This is a genomic window from Rhizobium sp. TRM95796, assembly GCF_025779995.1.
Taxonomy (GTDB): Bacteria; Pseudomonadota; Alphaproteobacteria; order Rhizobiales; family Rhizobiaceae; genus Rhizobium_E.
The window spans coordinates 359,474-377,299 of the sequence record NZ_JAOXHE010000006.1 but is presented as its reverse complement, the minus strand read 5'-3'; the positions used below and the strand labels follow the sequence as shown (position 1 = coordinate 377,299).

Genomic DNA, 17,826 nt, shown 5'->3' with positions numbered 1-17,826 from the left:
TTTCAGAAGAAGCGATAGGCGTAGTGGAACAGGGGCGACGGCTCCTGGTCGTCTTCGTCGAGAGACGGTCCGGTGGTCTCACGCCGGGCCGGTTGGGCATCCCTGTCGTCGCCGGATTTGGTCGTTCTGACGGCCTTGGGTTCCAATTCCTGTTTGGGAATGAAGAAACCCAGTGTGAAGCCATTCATGCTGATCATTGCCGATCTCCTAACGGATGATGAACAAAGCCATAATGCCGCCATATTTCTTGCTGTAAAGCGCAAATCTTGCGGTCGCTGTCGAACAGCCCGCGCCGAGAGGCGCACGCAGGTCGCCGAACCCCTGGCGGAACGCGACTAACTCCCCGAAAAACAACACCAAAAAGGCCGCCTCGCCCTGGGGCGAAACGGCCTTCGAATTCTACGGTGCTTCAAGGCGATGTCAGATCGACGCGATCAGGACGCCTCTTTTTCCAACATCAGACCGCTGTCGGACTCGGCGTAATCGCCCGATACGAGCCGCTCCAGCGTCATCGTGTCGAGGATCTCGGCGACGGCGTCGCGCACTTCGGTCATCGATTTGCGCACCAGGCACGAGGCCGGATCGGGACAATCGTCGCAGGATTCGAACGCCGTGCGGCTGGCGCAACGGATCGGGGCGAGCGGACCGTCGATGACGCGGATGGCGTGGCCGACACGGATCTCCGCGGCCGGGCGCGACAGCGAATAGCCGCCGGTCGGCCCCTTCTTGGAACGGACGATGCCGGCATTGCGCAATTCCAGCAGGATCGTGTCCAGAAACTTTTTCGGAATATTGTTGGCCAGCGCGATCTCGCCGCTGAACAAGGTTTCGCCCGGAGGCAGTTTCGCCAAGGCGATCAGCGCCTTCAGCCCGTATTTTCCCTTATTCGTCAGCATACCGCACCAATCCAACCACGAACGCCGCCTTCATAGAGCGGCGCTCGCCGTCTATGAAGGCCTCATAGCCTAAATAAGGCGCCCCAAGTTGTTTTTATATGAAATCCTCTGAAAAAATCTGCTTCTTCACGACAATTCTCAGGCCGCGCTGCGTCTTTGCCGCATGGCGAGTTGCGAAAGCGCGAACTTCATCGCCGAAAGCGACGGAAACACCTGCCCGTCCGCATCCATCGCGTGATATTTGACTGCGAGAAATCTCAGCGATTCCCCGTCCCGAATGGCGATTCCGACCGGCTCTCCGGCCAGTTCGACAACCTGCTTCTGCATGATCCGTCTCCATACCCCGGGCCACAACGTGGCTTCGCCCGGCTTGTTCCTGCGTTGAATGTCATCATTTCAGAACATTCCACGCATTCGACAGGAGAGGGTGACAACGAGGTGAGAGTGTAAGCCTTCGCTATCTTTCCGTGGCATGGCTTCATCCTTTCCCGTTCCGCTCCGGACCACCCGAAGACAGGGAGAGAATAACAAAAATAGATAAATACACAGATTTAGTAGATTTCCAGAAATCAACATTGAGAGGATTGTTCGTCTAAAATCGGCGCGCGCCGAAGAAAATTGCCTCGCCTGAAACGGAAATGGCGGCCGCGCGGGCCGCCATGGAGTGCCGGATTTGAAAGCCGCATCAGAAAAACGCCTGAATGCCCGTCTGCGCCCGTCCCAGGATCAGCGCATGGACGTCATGCGTGCCTTCATAGGTGTTCACCGTTTCGAGATTCTGGGCGTGGCGCATCACGTGATATTCGATCTGGATGCCGTTGCCGCCATGCATGTCGCGGGCCTGGCGGGCGATGTCGAGCGCCTTGCCGCAATTGTTGCGCTTGACGATCGAGATCATCTCGGGCGCGAACTTGTGCTCGTCCATCAGCCGGCCGACCCGCAGCGAGGCCTGCAGACCCAACGCGATTTCGGTCTGCATGTCGGCGAGCTTCTTCTGGAACAGCTGCGTGCCGGCGAGCGGCTTGCCGAACTGGTGACGATCGAGGCCATATTGGCGGGCGCGCAGCCAGCAATCCTCGGCGGCGCCCATCACACCCCAGGAAATGCCGTAGCGGGCGCGGTTGAGGCAGCCGAACGGGCCCTTGAGGCCCGACACATTCGGCAGCAGCGCGTCTTCGCCGACTTCCACGCCGTCCATGACGATTTCGCCGGTGACCGAGGCGCGCAGCGACAGTTTGCCGCCGATCTTGGGGGCGGAGAGGCCCTTCATGCCCTTTTCGAGGATGAAGCCGCGGATCTGGCCGTCATGCGCCTCCGATTTCGCCCAGACCACGAAGACATCGGCGATCGGCGCATTGGAGATCCACATTTTCGCGCCGCGCAGGCGGTAGCCGCCCTCGATCTTCTCGGCGCGGGTCTTCATGCCGCCGGGATCGGAGCCGGCGTCGGGCTCGGTCAGGCCGAAGCAGCCGATCAGGTCGCCGGAGACCAGGCCGGGCAGATATTTGTCCTTCTGCTCCTCCGAGCCATAGGCGTAGATCGGATAGATCACCAGCGAGGACTGCACGCTCATCATCGAGCGATAGCCGGAATCGATGCGTTCGACTTCGCGCGCCACCAATCCATAGGCCACATAGGAAGCTTCAGCCGCGCCGTATTTCTCCGGCAGCGTCACGCCGAGCAGGCCGGCCTGGCCCATCAGCTTGAACAGGCCCGCGTCGGTCTTCTCGTCGAGATAGGCCTCGCTGACGCGCGGCAGCAATTCCGCCTCGGCGAAGGCCTTGGCGCTGTCGCGGATCATCCGCTCTTCGTCGGACAGTTGGTCGTCGAGAAGGAAAGGATCTTCCCAGTTGAAGGCGGACTTGTCGCTCATCTCTCACTCCTGAAGAATTTTGTCCGATCCTGCCTTTCGGATACTTCGACGACAAGCCATATTTACTCCGGCGGATATCAGCTTTAGGAATAGCCGATGTCCATGACCCAACGCCGCCTCCTTCCCTCCACCGCAGCCCTCGCCGCCTTCGATTGCGTGGCGCGGCTCGGCAGCTTTTCGGCGGCCGCCGATGAATTGTCGCTGACCCAGGGGGCGATCAGCCGCCAGATCGCCATTCTCGAGGAGCAACTGGGCGTCCGGCTCTTTCACCGCAACGGCCGCGGCGTGGTGCTCACCGAAACCGGCAAGACCTATGCCGAGGGCGTGGCCGAGGTTGTGCGCAAGATCAGGCTTCTGTCGCTGGAAGCCATGTCGAACTCGGCCGGAAACCGGCTCAGCCTCGCCATTCTGCCCACCTTCGGCACCCGCTGGCTGATGCCGCGCATCCCCGATTTCGTCGCGAAAAACCCCAAGATCATCATCAATTTCGCCACCCGCATCCGTCGCTTCGATTTCGACGCCGAGGAGATCGACGCCGCCATCCATATCGGTCAGCCGGATTGGCCGGGGGCCGATTGCCAGTTCCTGATGCATGAGGATGTGATCCCCGTCGCGAGTCCGGATTTTCTCGCCCGCAATCCGGTGGTCAGGCCTGAGGATATGATCAACCTGCCGCGCGTGGAGATGGCTTCGCGGCCCGGCGCCTGGGAGCACTGGTTCGGCAGTCTCGGCGTCGACATCAAATCGAGCGGCGGCATGCGGTTCGAGCAGTTTTCCAATGTCGCCCAGGCCTGCATCGCCGGTCTCGGCGTGGCGCTGATGCCGGTGTTTCTCATCGAAGCGGAACTGGCCAGCGGCCAGCTTGTCACCGCCTATGATCACCGTGTCCGCAGCCAGAGCGCCTATTATCTGGTGCGGCCGCTCGCGAAAGTCTCATATCCGCCGGTCAAGGCCTTTTCGGATTGGCTGATCGGCCAGGTCCGAACCTTCGAGGCCGAGCGGCAGCATTAGAGCCGGCGGTCGCCGGCAGAGGAGGTTCCCATCGCCTGGTCGGCTGAGCGCTATCTGGCATTCGAGGATGAACGCACCAGGCCCGCCCGTGAACTGCTGGCGCGCGTTCCCGAGATCGGCGACGCCTCTATCTTCGATCTCGGCTGCGGCCCGGGCAATTCCACAGAACTGCTGATCGACCGTTTTGGCAAAAGCCGCGTCTGCGGTCTCGACAGCGATGACAATATGTTGAGCGTCGCCCGGCGCCGGCTGCCGGACACGCCGTTCCTCAAGGCCGATCTCGCCGACTGGCGTCCCAGCGCGCCCGCCAGCCTGTTCTTCGCCAATGCGGTGTTTCAATGGCTTCCCGATCATCCCGCGCTTTTCGAACGATTGATGGACGATCTCGTCCCCGGCGGCGCGCTGGCCGTGCAGATGCCCGATAATCTCGACGAGCCGAGCCATCGGATGATGGAGGAGAGCGCCGAGGCCGGTCGCTGGCGCGGCCATTTCATCGAAAGCGTCCGTCGCAATCCGCTGCCTTCCGCCGAGAGCTATTACGATCGTCTGGCGCCCAAATCGATCCGGATCGACGTCTGGCGCACCACCTATTATCACGTGATGACGGGCCCGGAGGCGATCGTCGACTGGGTGCGTGCCACCGGTCTCCGGCCCTATCTCGACAGGGTTCCGGAGGACATGCGGGCGGATTTCCTCGCCGACTATACGGCGCGCATCGCCCGCGCCTATCTGGCGCGAACGGATGGTCGCGTGCTGCTCGCCTTTCCCCGGCTGTTCATCGTCGCGGTCAAGGCCTGAGCGCTATTCGGGAAGCGGCACGGTGACGGCCGGCGCCGTCTCGGACGCCTGCGTCGGTTTGACGGTCGCGCTCGCGCCCTCTTCGGGAAGCGGCACCAGCGCCGCCGCCTGGGTCACGGGTCCCGGCTGTTCGTCGCTCGGAATCGTCACGGCGGCGGCATCTGCGTCCTGCCGCCAATCGTCGCTTGTCTGCGCCTCGACCTTCATCTTGCGCGATCGCGGCTTCGACACGGCCACGGGCTCGGCCGCCGCCACAGGCGCGATGATCGCCGGCTGTGGAGCGATCGCCGCATTGACGCCGCTGCCCGCCGCGTAGCGCAGCATGTCGATGGTCGCGCCGCTGATCGGCCGCATCGTCAGCCCGTCCATCAGCAGGCGTATCTGGGCCTCGTTCAGCGCCGGGTCGCAATAGCGCAGCCGGATCTGGGCGGCGATGCGGTCGTCGGTCAGGCCGGCGAAACCGGTTTTGTCACTGGCGTTGACGCTTTTGATCCGCTGCCAGGCATAGAGGCAGGCGCCGCCGCCGGGCAGGCTGGCGGTGGCATAGCCGTACCGGCCGTTGATATTGGCGCCGAGCGTCGCCCCCATCCGCGCCGAGACGCTTGCCGGCAGCATAGCGCGCATCTCGCGACGGACGTCGGCAGTGCTCGGCGGCTGCAGGAGTGATTTTTCTTTCGGCGGTCCCGCCATCACCGTCAGCAGGTTCTCGCCCGAAAGCGCCGTGCGGTTGGCGTAGACGATCTCCTGTCGGAAGCGATCGCCATCCAGCGACTGCCGCACGAGGAGGGCAGGGCCTGCGAGCTGCGGCAATTGCGCGGCGGCGAATTGCGGCGCGACGGTGGAGACAGAGGATTGCGGCTTGGCCGACACCGCTTGCGTGGTCAGATAAGGATCCGGCCCGGAGGTCGAACACCCGGTCAGCGTCGCAAGCGCTGCGACCAAGGCAGCATGATGAAAACGCGCCATCATCAGCGTCCTCCCACAGTTCCGCCGGTCGTCGCGGCAAGACCCCGCCTGACACCGCCGTCATCGACATAGTCGGCAAGCGTTTCGAAGATCGCCTTGGCTTCGGCCTTGTTGCCGAGATTGTAATGCGCCCAGGCGCGCATCTGCGTCATGTCCACCGGCTCGGGCGCGAGCCGGATGCGCTCGTTGAGCGCATCGAGCGACTGGCGGTAATCCTTGCGGTCGAAGGCGGCGCGCGCCATCTGCCAGTAGATTTCCAACCGGATTTCCTTGTCGCGCGCGACGCCGAGCGGATAGAGCGAGATCACCGCTTGCGCCTCGCTGGTCATTTGATTGCGCAGAAGCGTCAAGGCCAGGCCGTAAGCCGCGTCGCTCTGGGTCTTGCCGCCGCCGGAAAGGGCTGCGCTGAAGGCGGCCTGCGCTTCGGAATTGCGCTTCAGGCCCATCATGCACCAGCCTTTGACCAGTTGGTCGCCGGGCCGGAGCCCTTGCGACGCTTCGCGAGATGCGATCGCCGCCACGCAGTCGCCATAGCGTTTCTGCCCGAGAAGCGCGTCGAAGCCGCCGGCAGCCACGACGCGCCCGCCGCGCCTCGGTTCCGTCCGCACGGGTTCTTCCCGTCGGGGAGCCGCCTCGATGAAATCGGGTTCGCGCGCCTCGGTTTTCGTCTCGACAGCGCCCACCTGCATCCGGTCGATGACGGGCCGCACAGCGGCGCGCCGCGCGCCCTTCTTGGCGAGATGCACGTCGTCCCAGATGGTCGGATAGGTCTTGCCATAGGCCTTGTAGAGCGACACCAGCGCTGCGCGCTCGCCCAATTGCCCTTCTGAAAGCGCGAGACCCTTCAGCCGCGCTTCATTCGGCTCCCAGGCAAAAGCCTTGTCGAACCAGGCGCGGGCGGCGGGAAACTGGCCGCTGTTATAGGCGTACCAGGCGAGGATTTCGGCATGCGGCCCGCTCTTGGCCGCCAGGATCGCTTCGGCGTAGGCGGCCACCGCTTCGGGCTTGACGCTGTCGGCATGCGGCCCGGAGATCCGCGCCGCCAGAGCATTCATCAGGAACACCGGATCGGCGATCAGCGCATCCTTGTAAGTGACGGCGAGTTCGTACGCCTCCTGGTCGCGCGCCTGACCCATCAGCGCCAGATAGAGGCCCTTGGCGTGATCGACGGTCGGCTCGGCCTCGATGGCGCGGCGGAACCAGGCGCCGGCATTGGCGGGCTCCTTGATCTTCAGATAATACCAGCCGAGCAGCGAGAAATCGGCCGGCGCCTTGCCTTCCGTCGCCGCGGCGGACAGCGCGTCGATATCGGCCTTGGCCAGAGGCTCGGTCTTCGCCTTGTCTGTATTGAACTTCGCCACCGCCGTGCGGGTGAGATCCGTGGCGACGCCGGCGAGGCCCGCGCTGATGACGGGATCGGCGGCGAACACCGCCATCACGCCGCGCACATCCTCGGAGGTGAAGTCGCGGGTGGATTTCTTGATGGTGGCGATGAGGGCCGCCTTGGGGATCTGATGGGCGGGATCGCGGAACATCAGCGCGCGGTAAAAGCGCGCCAGCCGCTCGCGATCGCCGAGCGCCGAATAGGCGTCGATCATGTCCCAGACCAGATCGACCTCTTTCTCCGTCGCCGGATCGATCGTCGCGCCGGCGGCGGCCGCGCTCTGCCAGTTGCGCGCCTTCACGGCTGTGGTTACGGCGAAGCGCATCTTCTTGCGCGCCAGTTTGGCTTGGAAATCCGCGCTCGGCTTCCATTCCGGGCGCTCTGCAGCAAGCCGCGCCAGTTCCGCATCGACGCCGGCGAAGTCGTCCTTGCCATAGAGCGTCCAGAGCTTGCTCTCGTCCACCGGTTTGGCCGCCGGCTGGTAGAGATCGGTGGGCATCTCGAAGCCGGGATATTTATATTGCAGCCGGGCGAACTCGGCCTTCAGCCGCGCCTCTTCCTTGCTGCGGGCGTAATAATAGAGCGCCGCCAGTTCGATGGCGTCGGGGCCGGCTACGGCCTTCTCGGACACGGCAACGGGTTGGGTAACGACCGCCGGCTGGGCCATCTTCGGCGTCGTCGCCACAGGGGCGGCGGCCGGCGCGGGCGTGAGGAGCGGGCTGGCGGGATCGGCTGCATGAACAGCATTGGCCGACAGGCAAACAGCGCAGACGCTTGCGAACAGGATGGACCGGGTCATGCGTCGCTCCTTGTGCCCTTGCGTTGGACGACGAAACCCAGCCAGGCGGCGAAGACGCCGATCAGCGCGATCACCAGTCCCACATAGATCTTGAAATTGTCCGACAGCCAGGCCGCGGCGATGCGGCGATAGTTGCCGACGCTCTGCTCTGTCACGTCGCTGAAACGGGGCGAGGGACCAGTGAGGGCGGCGAGCGTCGTCGCATCGGCCGAAATGGCGGCGGAGCCGCCCGACAGTTGCGGCCAGATCTCCGAACTCGCCAGCCTCTGGACGCCGAATGCGAGGTCTTCAGGCGTGTTGGCGCGGATTTCCGTCGTCGCGCCGTCGCCGGCGGAGGCTGTCTGCGCAATGGTCACCAGCGCATTTCCGAGATCGGGCGCGCCCGCCGTCTCAGATTGATAGTTCAGCCAGCGCTTGAAGCGGGCGCCGAGCCTGTCCGCCATCGCGCCGAAGCGGCTCGACCAGGAAAGTTCGGTGTCCGCATCGCTTGCCGATTGCCGGAAGGCGGCGATGAGCTGGTCCTCGCCGCCGGTGGACGTGACGTCGATCGCGCCGGTTTCCTCGAAGCTCACCGATGTGGGAGCCGCGCTCTCCGCTGCGGCGTTTTGCTCCCGGGCATCGCCCGAACCGATCAGCACCAGCGCGTCGCCGGCGACTTCGCCGGTCGGCTTGCCGATCCTGAAATCGGCGTTGACGGGCGCTTGCGCCGATTGAGCGAGCCGCGCCAAAAGCGTCAGCGCCGCGCCCGCCGTCTCCGGCGTCGCCTGATCGAGATAGATAGGGAAGGGCTTGCCGTCGCCATAGGGATAGGCGACGCCCGCCATGGCGCCGAGATCGGGCAGGCGGGTCACGCGGGCGAGCTCGGGCACGCCGATGCTGGTCTTGTCGAGCAGAATATAGCGCGGCTTGTCCTCGTCGCGCGCGTCGGGCGCGCAGGTCCGGTCCGAGGCGCGCGGCAATTCCGCCAGCATCTCCACCCGGTTGACGCCGGGCCGGAAGGCGCGCAGCGGCAGTTCGATCAGCTTCTCGTCGAAGTTCTGGCCGTCCGTGTCGCGGAACGGGAAGGCGTTGACAACGATGTCGTTGACCCGCACCAGCATCTGCGATTGCGGCTCGAGCCCAGGCGCGGTCGCCGCGCTCAGCTTCAGCGCCACGGAGCCGTAATCGGCGGGATAGAAATCGGCCGGCATGGTCATGTCGAAGCGCGTCCGCATCATCCGGCCGGCGAACGTCTCGCTGCGGAAGCCCATGTCCTTGAGCGTCGCGGTCTTGCCGGCGTCGAGCCTGATCTCGCCGAAGCGCTTGCGGGCGTTGAGGTCGCGCAGGCCCGCCATCATTTCCTTCTTCACCGTGGCGACCAGCAGATCGTGAAGGCCGGCGACGTTGGGCGCACGGAAAGTCAGCGCGATGCGGCCCGGCTCTCCGCCCGGCGCGACGCTGACGCCCGCGTCGCCCGCGATCATCAGATAGAGGTCGATGCCCGGCCCGCGGCCCGGACGATCCGACAGGCTCACGGCGAGATCCGGCCGTCCCAGATAGAGGCCGACCGCCTGCGCCACGCTCGACGCGGCGTTCAGAAGCCCGGCGTCGGTCTTGGCGGCGGTCACCACGCGCAGGTCCGTCGCGCCGTTTTCGAGCCGTCCCGCCTTGGCGAGATCGGCGAATGTCGTGACGATGCCGGCGTTGGACGACCTGAAGCCGCTCCGCGCCGGATTGACGTCGGTCCACAATTCGTAGGTGGCCGAGAGCGCGCAATCGACGCGGTGATGCTGCCGCGCCTTGACACGCACGACATTATAGCCGGCGCGCAGCAGACCCGGCGCTGCCTTGAAGCTCCGGGCGGTGAAGTCGAAGGGAGAGGCGATCTTGAACTCGCCCGCCGCCTTGCCGTTGATCTCGACGCTGGCGAGCCCGGTGTCCGGCAGCACCGACACGGCGTTCTTGTAGGAGAGCACGATCTCGCCGCCGGCCTGCGCCTCGGCTTTGCTGGCCCAGAATGTGAATTCCGCCGTGTCGCTCTCGCCGCTCAGGCGAAAGCGCGTCGAAGCCTCGAGGAAGGGGGTCAGGCCGTTTCCGGTTGCGATCGCCGCAGACTGTGTGGCGGGGGCGACGCTCACGCCCGCGCTATTCTGCGGCAGGAGCGGGTTGTCGGCAGCCAATCCCGGCGCGGATGCGACGCAGGCGAGGAGGGCGGCGCCGAGGAGGGTCGTCGACTTACGCACGGGCGCCTCCCGCGGCTCTGGTCAGTTCGGCTTCGATCTCCACCGGCGTCATCTTCACGCTGGCGGGCTTGATCTGGATGGGCGCGTCGGGTTCGGACGTCACCGCGCTCTCGCCGATCCAGCCGAGCGAATAGCGCAGCGCCCGGAATGTTTCCGAGAAGGTCCAGGCGGCGAATTTCACCGTGCCGGCGAAGAAGCCCAGCCGCACCTGCCGCCGGTTCAACCGGTCCTGCAGCACGGCCTGTTTCGAATACATGAGGTCGGCGATCACGGCGAAGGTCGACGGCGTCCGTTCGCGATAGGCGAAACCCCAGGCGGTCGGCGCGTCCGGTGAGCGCCTGACGCCGCGCAGCACCATGTCGGCCGAAATCGCCTCGCCGCCGCGTCTCAGCTCCAATTGGCCCGCGAGCTGGCCGATCTCGGCGGTCTTGGGCTCGCCGTCGAGAAATTCCACCGCCACGCCGCCGCTCGAGGCGTCGCGCACGATCACCGAATGCAGCGTCTCGCCGATCCGCATCAGCGCATGCCGCTTCACCGGCAGGCGCTGGTTGCGGCGGAGTTCGCGCCGTTCGGCCACCACGCCGAGGGCCGCGCCCGCGAGCGCCAGATTGATCAGGTTCCAGCCGGCCACGATCATCAGGAGATCGCCCGACAGCGGCTCGGTCATATAGCGGAAGCCGGAATAGAGCGCGGCGACCAGCAGGATGAAGAAGATCGCGAAATAGGGCTTGGCGATCGGGCTCATGCCGGATTTGTCGAGCGTCTGGCCCTTGGCGGTCACGTTGAAGGTCGGCTTGCGCGGATTGCGCACCACCGACACGATCGAGCCGAACAGCATCACCGACTGCACATATTCATAAAGCTCGGACACCCAAGGCCAGCGCACCCGGCCATAGAGATAGCTCTGCAGCGCATAGGAGGCGACCAGATAGGTGAGCGCGTAAGAGGCGAATTCGGTGATGTTGGACTGGAACACTTCCAGCGAGAAGAAGATGTAGAGCAACGGCGAGAACATGAAGGCCAGCCGCGACAGCGGAAACAGCCAGAACAGGTTGATGCCGGCATAGCAGATGCGCTGCTGCATCTTCAGCCCCTTGGCGAGGAAGGGACGGTTGAGGATGAGGATCTGCAGCATGCCCTGGCACCAGCGCGCCCGCTGTCCGATGAAGGACACGAAGGTTTCGGGCTGCAGGCCGGCGATCAGCGGCTTGTCGACATAGATCGAATGCCAGCCTTGGGAATGCAGCGCCAGCGCCGTCTCGCAATCCTCGGTGATCGATTGGCCGGCAAAACCATTGGTGGTCTCGAGCGCCTTGCGCGACAGCACGGCCGCCGAGCCGCAGAAGAAGGACGAATCCCACTTGTCCAGCCCGCGCTGCATGATCGAATAGAACATCTCGTTCTCCGACGGCATGCGGGCGAAAGTCTGCAGGTTTTTTTCGAGCGGATCGGGATTGAGGAAGTAATGCGGGGTCTGGACGAGGAACAGCTTTTCCGTCTCGCGGAAGAAGCCCACGGTTTCCTTGAGAAAATCCCTGACCGGCGCATGGTCGGCGTCGAACACCACCACGAGTTCGCCGTTGGAGATCTTCAGGCCTTCGTTCAGGTTGCCGGCCTTGGCGTGGCTGTTTTCCTTGCGGGCGTGATAGATCACCCCCATGGCGTCGCACAGCGCCTTGAGTTGCTCGTGACGATGGATGGCGGCCAGCGCCTTGCGGGGATCGCGGTCGTTGCGCTTGGCGTCCGTGCCGCCGTCGTCGAGCAGATAGATCTTGAGCTTGTTCTTGGGATAGGCCATCGCCTTGGCCGCGGCGAGCGTGACCGCGAGCAGTTCGGCGTCCTCGTTGTAGCTCGGCACGAAGACGTCGACGGTCGGCAGGTCCTCGATCTTGGGCAGGCTCGGCGATTGCCGCTTCAGCGGATCGGCCAGCATGAACAGCGACACGAACAGCATCGCCAGGCAATACATTTCGGCGAGATAGAGCAGGAAGCCCGGTATGAAGTTCCAGGGTTCGTAGATGCTCGGCAGGGTTTCCACGGTGCGCCAGTAACCGTAGCGCAGCGCCAGAAGACCGACGAAGCCAAAGGACATCATGCGGAAGATCTTGTTGTCCGGACGGCTCATGGTGAAGAACATGCAACCGAGAGCGCCGAAGCTCAGCACCAGCTGCGCCTGCAGGCTGATCGGCAAAAACAGCAGCGCAAGCCCTGCTGTGCCGGCTACAATTCCCATAATCGAGAAAAACACGCGCGCCATAAGCTCTCCATGCCCCATCACCCAAAGGCCTTCATGGCCCATTCCGAGACAGGATGATCCTATGTCGCCAAAAGCTGCCCAAAAGGTAAATCGGCTGGAAAGGTTCATCGGAGACGGCTAAAACAAGACGAAGTGGTAAAGCTTGGGTTAATTCGGCGCCGGCAAAAGGAAATGACGCAACACCCTGTTGAAACCTTGTAAACCATGAGTATTTTCTGACGCGTCTGTTCGACAGCCGCCCGTTTTCAGCACCGACGGAGCCCCGCATGGCCGAAAGCCCCAAGAGCGTCGCCTTCTGGCGATCCTTCCCGATCTTCGAGGAATTCACCCCCGCACTGATCGAGGAGGTGCGCGGCCTCGCCCAGCAGCGCAAATGGACCGCAGGCGCGGTGATCTTCCAGCGCGGCGATCCCGGCGATTACATGATCCTGGTCGCCTCGGGCCGCATCAAGCTGTCGCTGATCACGCCCCAGGGACGCGAGCTGACGCTTCGGCACATGGAGGAGGGCGCTCTTCTCGGCGAAATGGCCGTCATCGACGGCGAACCGCGCTCGGCGGATGCGACCGCCTCGGTGGCGACCGAGGGCTATGTCGTATCCAAGGCTGATTTCTCGGCCTTTCTCGCCAGAAATCCCGCCGGCATGCAGGCGGTGATGCGCTTTCTCTGCCGGCGGCTGCGCGAAACCAACGAGCAGCTGGAAACGCTGGCGCTCTACGATCTCGATTCCCGCGTCGCCCGCTTCTTCCTTCTGACGATGCGACAGATCCTCGGCGAGGAGCCGCCGGAAGAGGCGGTGCTGAAGATTGGCCTGTCGCAGTCGGAAATCGCCAGCGTCGTTGGCGCCTCCCGGCCCAAGATCAATCGCGCGATCCTGTCGCTGGAGGAAAAGGGCGCCATCGAGCGCAAGGGCGCCTCTATTCTCTTGCGCACCCGCAAGCTGCGAGCCGTGGCCGAGCCCGACGAGGATTGAGACGACGTTATTTCCGCCGGTAGCGGATCGTGTCGAAGCGCGCGGCCAGCGCATCATAAAGCAGCAGCCGCCCGATCAGCGGCTCGCCTGCGCCGGTCAGAACCTTGATCGCCTCCATCGCCATCAGCGTGCCGATCACCCCGGTCAGCGCGCCGATCACGCCCGTCTCGGCGCAGGCCGGCAGCATGCCCTCGGGCGGCCGTTCGGGGAAGAGGTCGCTATAGCGCGGGTTGGGCTTGCCGTCGGCGCCGGTGAGATGCGGCGCGAGCACGGTCACCGATCCGTCGAAACGTCCCACCGCGCCCGACACCAGCGGCACGCCGGCGCGCTCTGCTGCATCGGCGGCGCAGTATCGCGTTTCGATATTGTCGGAACCGTCGATCATCAGGTCGTAGCCGAACACCAGCCCCGGACCGCTGTCGGCGTTGAATCGCGTCTCATGCCGGTTGACGGCGACATGCGGATTGATGTCGCGCACCCGGGCTGCGGCGCTGCGGGTCTTCTTCTCGCCCACCCGGTCGGTGCCGTGGATGACCTGTCGCTGCAGATTGGACAGCGACACCCGGTCGTCGTCGACGATGCCGATCGTGCCGACGCCCGCCCCCGCCAGATATTCGATGACGGGCGAGCCCAGTCCGCCCGCGCCGATCACCAGGACCGCCGCCGCCTTCAGCCTTTGCTGCCCTTGCCCGCCGATCTCCGGCAGCAAAATATGGCGCTGGTATCGCTCGATTTCGGCGGTTGAAAGCGGATCGTCGGTCATATCGGTCTCGGGTCGGGCCAGCGTGATTTCGAATGTGTTAACAAGCGCGGCGCCGCCGCCGCGTCAACAAGAAAAGCGCAGGAAAATCAAGGAAAGGCCATGCGGCGCTTTCTGTCGATAATTTATTCCGCGCTTATGTCGGTCGCGGCTTGCCTTTTCTCCGGATCGACCGCATGGACTGACGATCCCGAAAGGCAGTTTCCTATGTCGCTTCCTCGTCCGCAGGCCGCCACGGCCACCGCAGTCGCCGCCATGCTCCTGGGCATGCTGATGTTCTCCATCAACGACGTGATGGGCAAGTGGCTGGTCGCCACCTATTCGGTGGGCCAGCTGCTGTTTCTGCGCAGTTTCGCCGCGGTGCTGGTGCTTCTGCCGTTCCTGTGGCGCGGCGGCTTCCGCCAGGTGGTGCAAGTCGAACGACCCGGTCTGCAGATCCTGCGCGCGGCTCTCGCCACGGCGGAGGTCTTCGCCTTCTATCTCGCCGTCTCCTATCTGCCGCTCGCCGATGTCATGACCTATTGGCTGGCCGCGCCGATCTATATCGCCGCGCTCTCGCCATTGTTTCTCGGCGAGCATGTCGGGTGGCGGCGCTGGCTGGCCATCGCCATCGGCTTCTCGGGCGTGCTGGTCGCCCTCAATCCGTCGAGCGCCATGTTCACCATGCCGGCGGTCATCTCCATCATCGGCACGATGTTCTTCTCCGTCATGCTGATGCTCGGCCGCTTCCTGCGCAACACGTCCGGCACCGTGCTGGTGTTCTGGCAGATGGCGGGGGCGACCATCGTGGGGGCCGCCACCGTGCCTTTCGAATGGGTGACGCCGACGCTGTTCGATCTTTCCTGGATGGCGATTCTCGGCGTCGTCGCCATGCTCGCCCATATGCTGATGACCTATTCGTTGAAGATCGCCCCTGCCGCCACGGTCGCGCCGCTGCAATATACGCTGCTGTTCTGGGCGATCCTGTTCGGCTGGCTGGTGTTCGGCGACACGCCGACCTTGCCGATGATGCTGGGCGCCGCCCTCATCGTCGCCTCGGGACTGTTCATCTTCTTCCGCGAGCAGCGGTTGAAAAAGGCCGAGACGGTGTTGCCGACCGTGCCCGAGTAGCATCTTCCTGTCTTGAAGAAACAATAAAAACAAGCGCCTGCGCCATCCTGCCGACCTTGACGCGCAGGCCCCTCGCTCTAATTGTCTTCTATGGACAAAAAACAGGGAGGAGTTCGCCATGACCTCGGCATCGGCGCCCATCATCATTCTCAATCCGCTCGACGATGTCGGCGTGGCCCGGGCCAAAATCGGCAAGGGCGAAGCAACCGGCTATCAGGATCTCCTGGCGAAGGATTTCATCGGCCGCGGTCACAAGGTGGCGCTGAAGGCCATCAAAGCCGGGCAGGAAGTGCTGAAATTCGGCCAAGTCATCGGCGTCGCCACCGCCGATATAGCGCCCGGCGAGCATATCCATCTGCACAATCTCGCCATGGTGCCCTCCGAGCATGATTACCAAATGGGGGCAGGCTCGCTGACGGAGGATCTCCTGCCTGTCGCCGAGCGTCGCACCTTCATGGGCTTTGATCGCGGCGGCGGCCATGTCGGCACGCGCAATTATATCGGCGTCATTTCCTCGGTGAACTGTTCCGCCACGGTGTCGCGCTACATCGCCGATCATTTCAACCGCATGGGCGGGCTCGAAGGCTTCGGCAATGTCGATGGCGTCGTGGCGCTCACCCATGGCGGCGGCTGCGCGATCAACACCAAGTCGGAAGGCTATCGCATCCTCACCCGCACCATCCAGGGCTATGCCCGCCATCCCAATTTCGGCGGCGTGCTGATGATCGGCCTGGGATGCGAGACCAACCAGATCGCCCCGATCCTCGAACATTACCAGATCGCCGAGGGCGCGCTCCTGCGCACCATGACCATCCAGCAGACCGGCGGCACCCGCAAGACCATCGAGACCGCCATCGAGATGATCAAGGAGATGCTGCCGATCGTCAATCAGGCGGTGCGCACCGAACAGCCGCTGTCTGGCCTGAAACTGGCTCTGGAATGCGGCGGCTCCGATGGCTATTCCGGCATTTCGGCCAATCCCGCCCTCGGCGTCGCCTCAGACCTGCTGGTGCGTCACGGCGCGACTTCGGTGCTGGCCGAGACGCCGGAGATTTACGGCGCCGAACATCTGCTCACCCGCCGCGCCGTCACCCCCGATGTGGCGAAGAAACTGCTCGACCGCATCGACTGGTGGCGCGATTACACCGCCCGCAATGGCGACGAACTCAACAACAACCCCTCCTATGGCAACAAGCAGGGCGGCCTGACCACCATTCTCGAAAAATCACTGGGCGCAGTCGCCAAGGGCGGCTCGATGCCGCTGAAGGCCGTCTATGAATATGCCGAACCGGTCACCGCATCCGGCTTCGTATTCATGGACACGCCCGGCTACGACCCCGCCGCCGTCACCGGCCAGGTCGCCGGCGGCTGCAATGTCATCTGTTTCACCACCGGTCGCGGCTCCGTCTCCGGCTTCAAGCCTGCGCCCTGCATCAAGATCGCCACAAACACCGACATGTATGACCACATGGAGGAGGATATGGACATCAATTGCGGCGCGATCGTCACAGGCGAAGACACGATCGAGGCCGCGGGTCTACGGATCTTCGAAGACATCATCGCGGTCGCCTCCGGCAAGAAGACTTCGAGCGAGATCTATGATTACGGCGACAACGAATTCGTGCCCTGGCAGGTGGGCGCGATCACCTGAGGATCGAGGGGGCGCTGCTGCCGCCTGAGGCGGCGCATACCCTCTCCTCCGTCATCCTCGGCCTTGTGCCGAGGATCTAAGCCATCGAGCAAAATCAATGCGTTGCAGATGCTCGGGACGGGCCCGAGCATGACGGCGGTGATGTTGTCGGGCATCGACAACCGCTGACAGGCATTCTTGGAGAGTCAGTAAATCCTTATGGATATTGCGCGCCCGTCGTCGCCGTATACACCGCATAAAGCGATGTTGTGGCGGTGATGAACAGCCGGTTGCGGCGGGGGCCGCCGAAGCAGAGATTGGCCGCCGCCTGCGGCGTCAGGATCTTGCCGAGGAGATCGCCCTCTGGGCTGAAGCAGTGCACGCCGTCGCCGGCGCTGGTCCAGACATTGCCGGAGACATCGACCCGGAAGCCGTCGGGCAGGCCCTTGTCGATATGGCAGAAGACGCGGCCGTTGGTCAGCCGCACGCCGTCCTCGACATCGAAGACCCTGATGATGCTGGGCGCCGTGGGATCGTGGCTGACGGCGGAGTCGGCGACATAAAGCCTGGTCTCGTCGGGCGAGAAAGCCAGCCCGTTGGGCTGCAGGAAATCGTCGACGACGACGCTGATGACGCCCGTCGTCCCGTCGACGCGATAGACGTTGCGCGTTTCCTGCTCGGGATCGGCGCGATAGCCTTCATAGTCCGACAGGATGCCGTAGGTCGGGTCGGTGAACCAGATCGAGCCGTCGGATTTCACCACCACGTCATTGGGCGAATTCAGCCGCTTGCCGTCATGGCGGTCGGCGATGGTGGTGATCGATCCGTCCGGCTCCGTGCGGATCACGCGACGGCCGCCATGTTCGCAGGAGACCAGCCGTCCCTGCCGGTCGCGGGTGTTGCCGTTGACGAAATTGTTGTTGTCGCGGAACACGGACACGGTTCCATCAGGCGCATAGCGCAGCATGCGCTGGTTGGGGATGTCGCTCCAGAGCAGGCAGTTCTGGTCCGCCAGCCAGACCGGGCCCTCGGCCCAGCGGCAGCCGGAATAGAGCTGGTCGAGACCGGCGCTGCCGACCGTCAGGTAGCGGAAGCGATTGTCGTGGATTTCGTAGATGGACGGGTGTTCTGACGCCATGATGTCCCCCA

15 protein-coding genes are annotated in these 17,826 nt (G+C 64.0%); 5 read left to right on the top strand and 10 right to left on the bottom strand.

Going from position 1 to position 17,826, the window contains the following annotated elements; translation table 11 throughout:
- Positions 1-2 precede the first annotated feature (2 nt).
- The 4 genes from OCK01_RS15860 to OCK01_RS15845 all read right to left on the bottom strand — a co-directional run bounded on the left by OCK01_RS15860 (position 3) and on the right by OCK01_RS15845 (position 2,769).
- Positions 3-197 (bottom strand): hypothetical protein, encoded by a 195-nt coding sequence (locus OCK01_RS15860; RefSeq protein WP_263824761.1) that lies wholly within the window; start codon positions 195-197, stop codon positions 3-5.
- A gap of 237 nt (positions 198-434) precedes the next feature.
- A complete protein-coding gene (locus tag OCK01_RS15855) occupies positions 435-896 on the bottom strand; it encodes an RrF2 family transcriptional regulator (protein ID WP_182827587.1) in 462 nt (153 codons plus the stop codon).
- 138 nt (positions 897-1,034) lie between these two features.
- Complete coding sequence (locus OCK01_RS15850) at positions 1,035-1,223, bottom strand: hypothetical protein (protein WP_182827586.1); 189 nt, start codon at positions 1,221-1,223, stop codon at positions 1,035-1,037.
- 358 nt (positions 1,224-1,581) lie between these two features.
- Entirely contained in the window at positions 1,582-2,769 is a 1,188-nt protein-coding gene (locus tag OCK01_RS15845; RefSeq protein ID WP_263824760.1) for an acyl-CoA dehydrogenase, read from the bottom strand.
- A 96-nt stretch (positions 2,770-2,865) separates the two neighbouring features.
- On the opposite strand from OCK01_RS15845, the gene OCK01_RS15840 reads away from it, so the two are divergent.
- Both OCK01_RS15840 and tam read left to right on the top strand, forming a co-directional pair.
- Positions 2,866-3,780, top strand: coding sequence for a LysR family transcriptional regulator (locus tag OCK01_RS15840; protein ID WP_263824759.1), 915 nt, complete (start codon positions 2,866-2,868; stop codon positions 3,778-3,780).
- Between the two features lie 30 nt (positions 3,781-3,810).
- On the top strand, positions 3,811-4,578 hold the full coding sequence (gene tam, locus OCK01_RS15835) for a trans-aconitate 2-methyltransferase (protein WP_263824864.1): 768 nt from the start codon (positions 3,811-3,813) through the stop codon (positions 4,576-4,578).
- A 3-nt stretch (positions 4,579-4,581) separates the two neighbouring features.
- Here the strand turns inward: tam and bcsN are convergent, their stop codons facing one another.
- The 4 genes from bcsN to bcsA are packed head-to-tail and all read right to left on the bottom strand — an operon-like array spanning position 4,582 to position 12,206.
- Positions 4,582-5,547, bottom strand: coding sequence for a cellulose biosynthesis protein BcsN (gene bcsN / locus OCK01_RS15830; protein ID WP_263824758.1), 966 nt, complete (start codon positions 5,545-5,547; stop codon positions 4,582-4,584).
- Positions 5,547-7,727 carry a hypothetical protein gene (locus OCK01_RS15825; RefSeq protein ID WP_263824757.1) on the bottom strand — a complete coding sequence of 727 codons (2,181 nt, stop codon included), beginning with the start codon at positions 7,725-7,727 and terminating at the stop codon, positions 5,547-5,549. The genes bcsN and OCK01_RS15825 overlap by 1 nt, the downstream gene beginning before the upstream one ends.
- Complete coding sequence (locus tag OCK01_RS15820) at positions 7,724-9,949, bottom strand: cellulose biosynthesis cyclic di-GMP-binding regulatory protein BcsB (RefSeq protein WP_263824756.1); 2,226 nt, start codon at positions 9,947-9,949, stop codon at positions 7,724-7,726. The genes OCK01_RS15825 and OCK01_RS15820 overlap by 4 nt, the downstream gene beginning before the upstream one ends.
- Positions 9,942-12,206 carry a UDP-forming cellulose synthase catalytic subunit gene (gene bcsA / locus OCK01_RS15815; RefSeq protein WP_263824755.1) on the bottom strand — a complete coding sequence of 755 codons (2,265 nt, stop codon included), beginning with the start codon at positions 12,204-12,206 and terminating at the stop codon, positions 9,942-9,944. The genes OCK01_RS15820 and bcsA overlap by 8 nt, the downstream gene beginning before the upstream one ends.
- Positions 12,207-12,472: 266 nt before the next feature.
- On the opposite strand from bcsA, the gene OCK01_RS15810 reads away from it, so the two are divergent.
- Entirely contained in the window at positions 12,473-13,177 is a 705-nt protein-coding gene (locus OCK01_RS15810) for a Crp/Fnr family transcriptional regulator (protein ID WP_263824754.1), read from the top strand.
- A gap of 7 nt (positions 13,178-13,184) precedes the next feature.
- Here OCK01_RS15810 and moeB read toward each other — a convergent pair whose 3' ends face one another.
- The gene (moeB, locus tag OCK01_RS15805; RefSeq protein WP_263824753.1) at positions 13,185-13,940 is read right to left on the bottom strand and encodes a molybdopterin-synthase adenylyltransferase MoeB; all 756 of its coding nucleotides are present in this window, start codon (positions 13,938-13,940) and stop codon (positions 13,185-13,187) included.
- A 204-nt stretch (positions 13,941-14,144) separates the two neighbouring features.
- Between moeB and OCK01_RS15800 the strand changes: the two genes are divergently transcribed.
- A complete protein-coding gene (locus OCK01_RS15800) occupies positions 14,145-15,047 on the top strand; it encodes a DMT family transporter (RefSeq protein WP_263824752.1) in 903 nt (300 codons plus the stop codon).
- Between the two features lie 118 nt (positions 15,048-15,165).
- Complete coding sequence (locus tag OCK01_RS15795; protein ID WP_263824751.1) at positions 15,166-16,698, top strand: UxaA family hydrolase; 1,533 nt, start codon at positions 15,166-15,168, stop codon at positions 16,696-16,698.
- Positions 16,699-16,894: 196 nt separating this feature from the next.
- On the opposite strand, the gene OCK01_RS15790 is transcribed toward OCK01_RS15795, so the two are convergent.
- Positions 16,895-17,815, bottom strand: a complete 921-nt coding sequence (locus tag OCK01_RS15790) for an SMP-30/gluconolactonase/LRE family protein (protein ID WP_263824750.1) — start codon at positions 17,813-17,815, stop codon at positions 16,895-16,897.
- Positions 17,816-17,826: the final 11 nt, after the last annotated feature.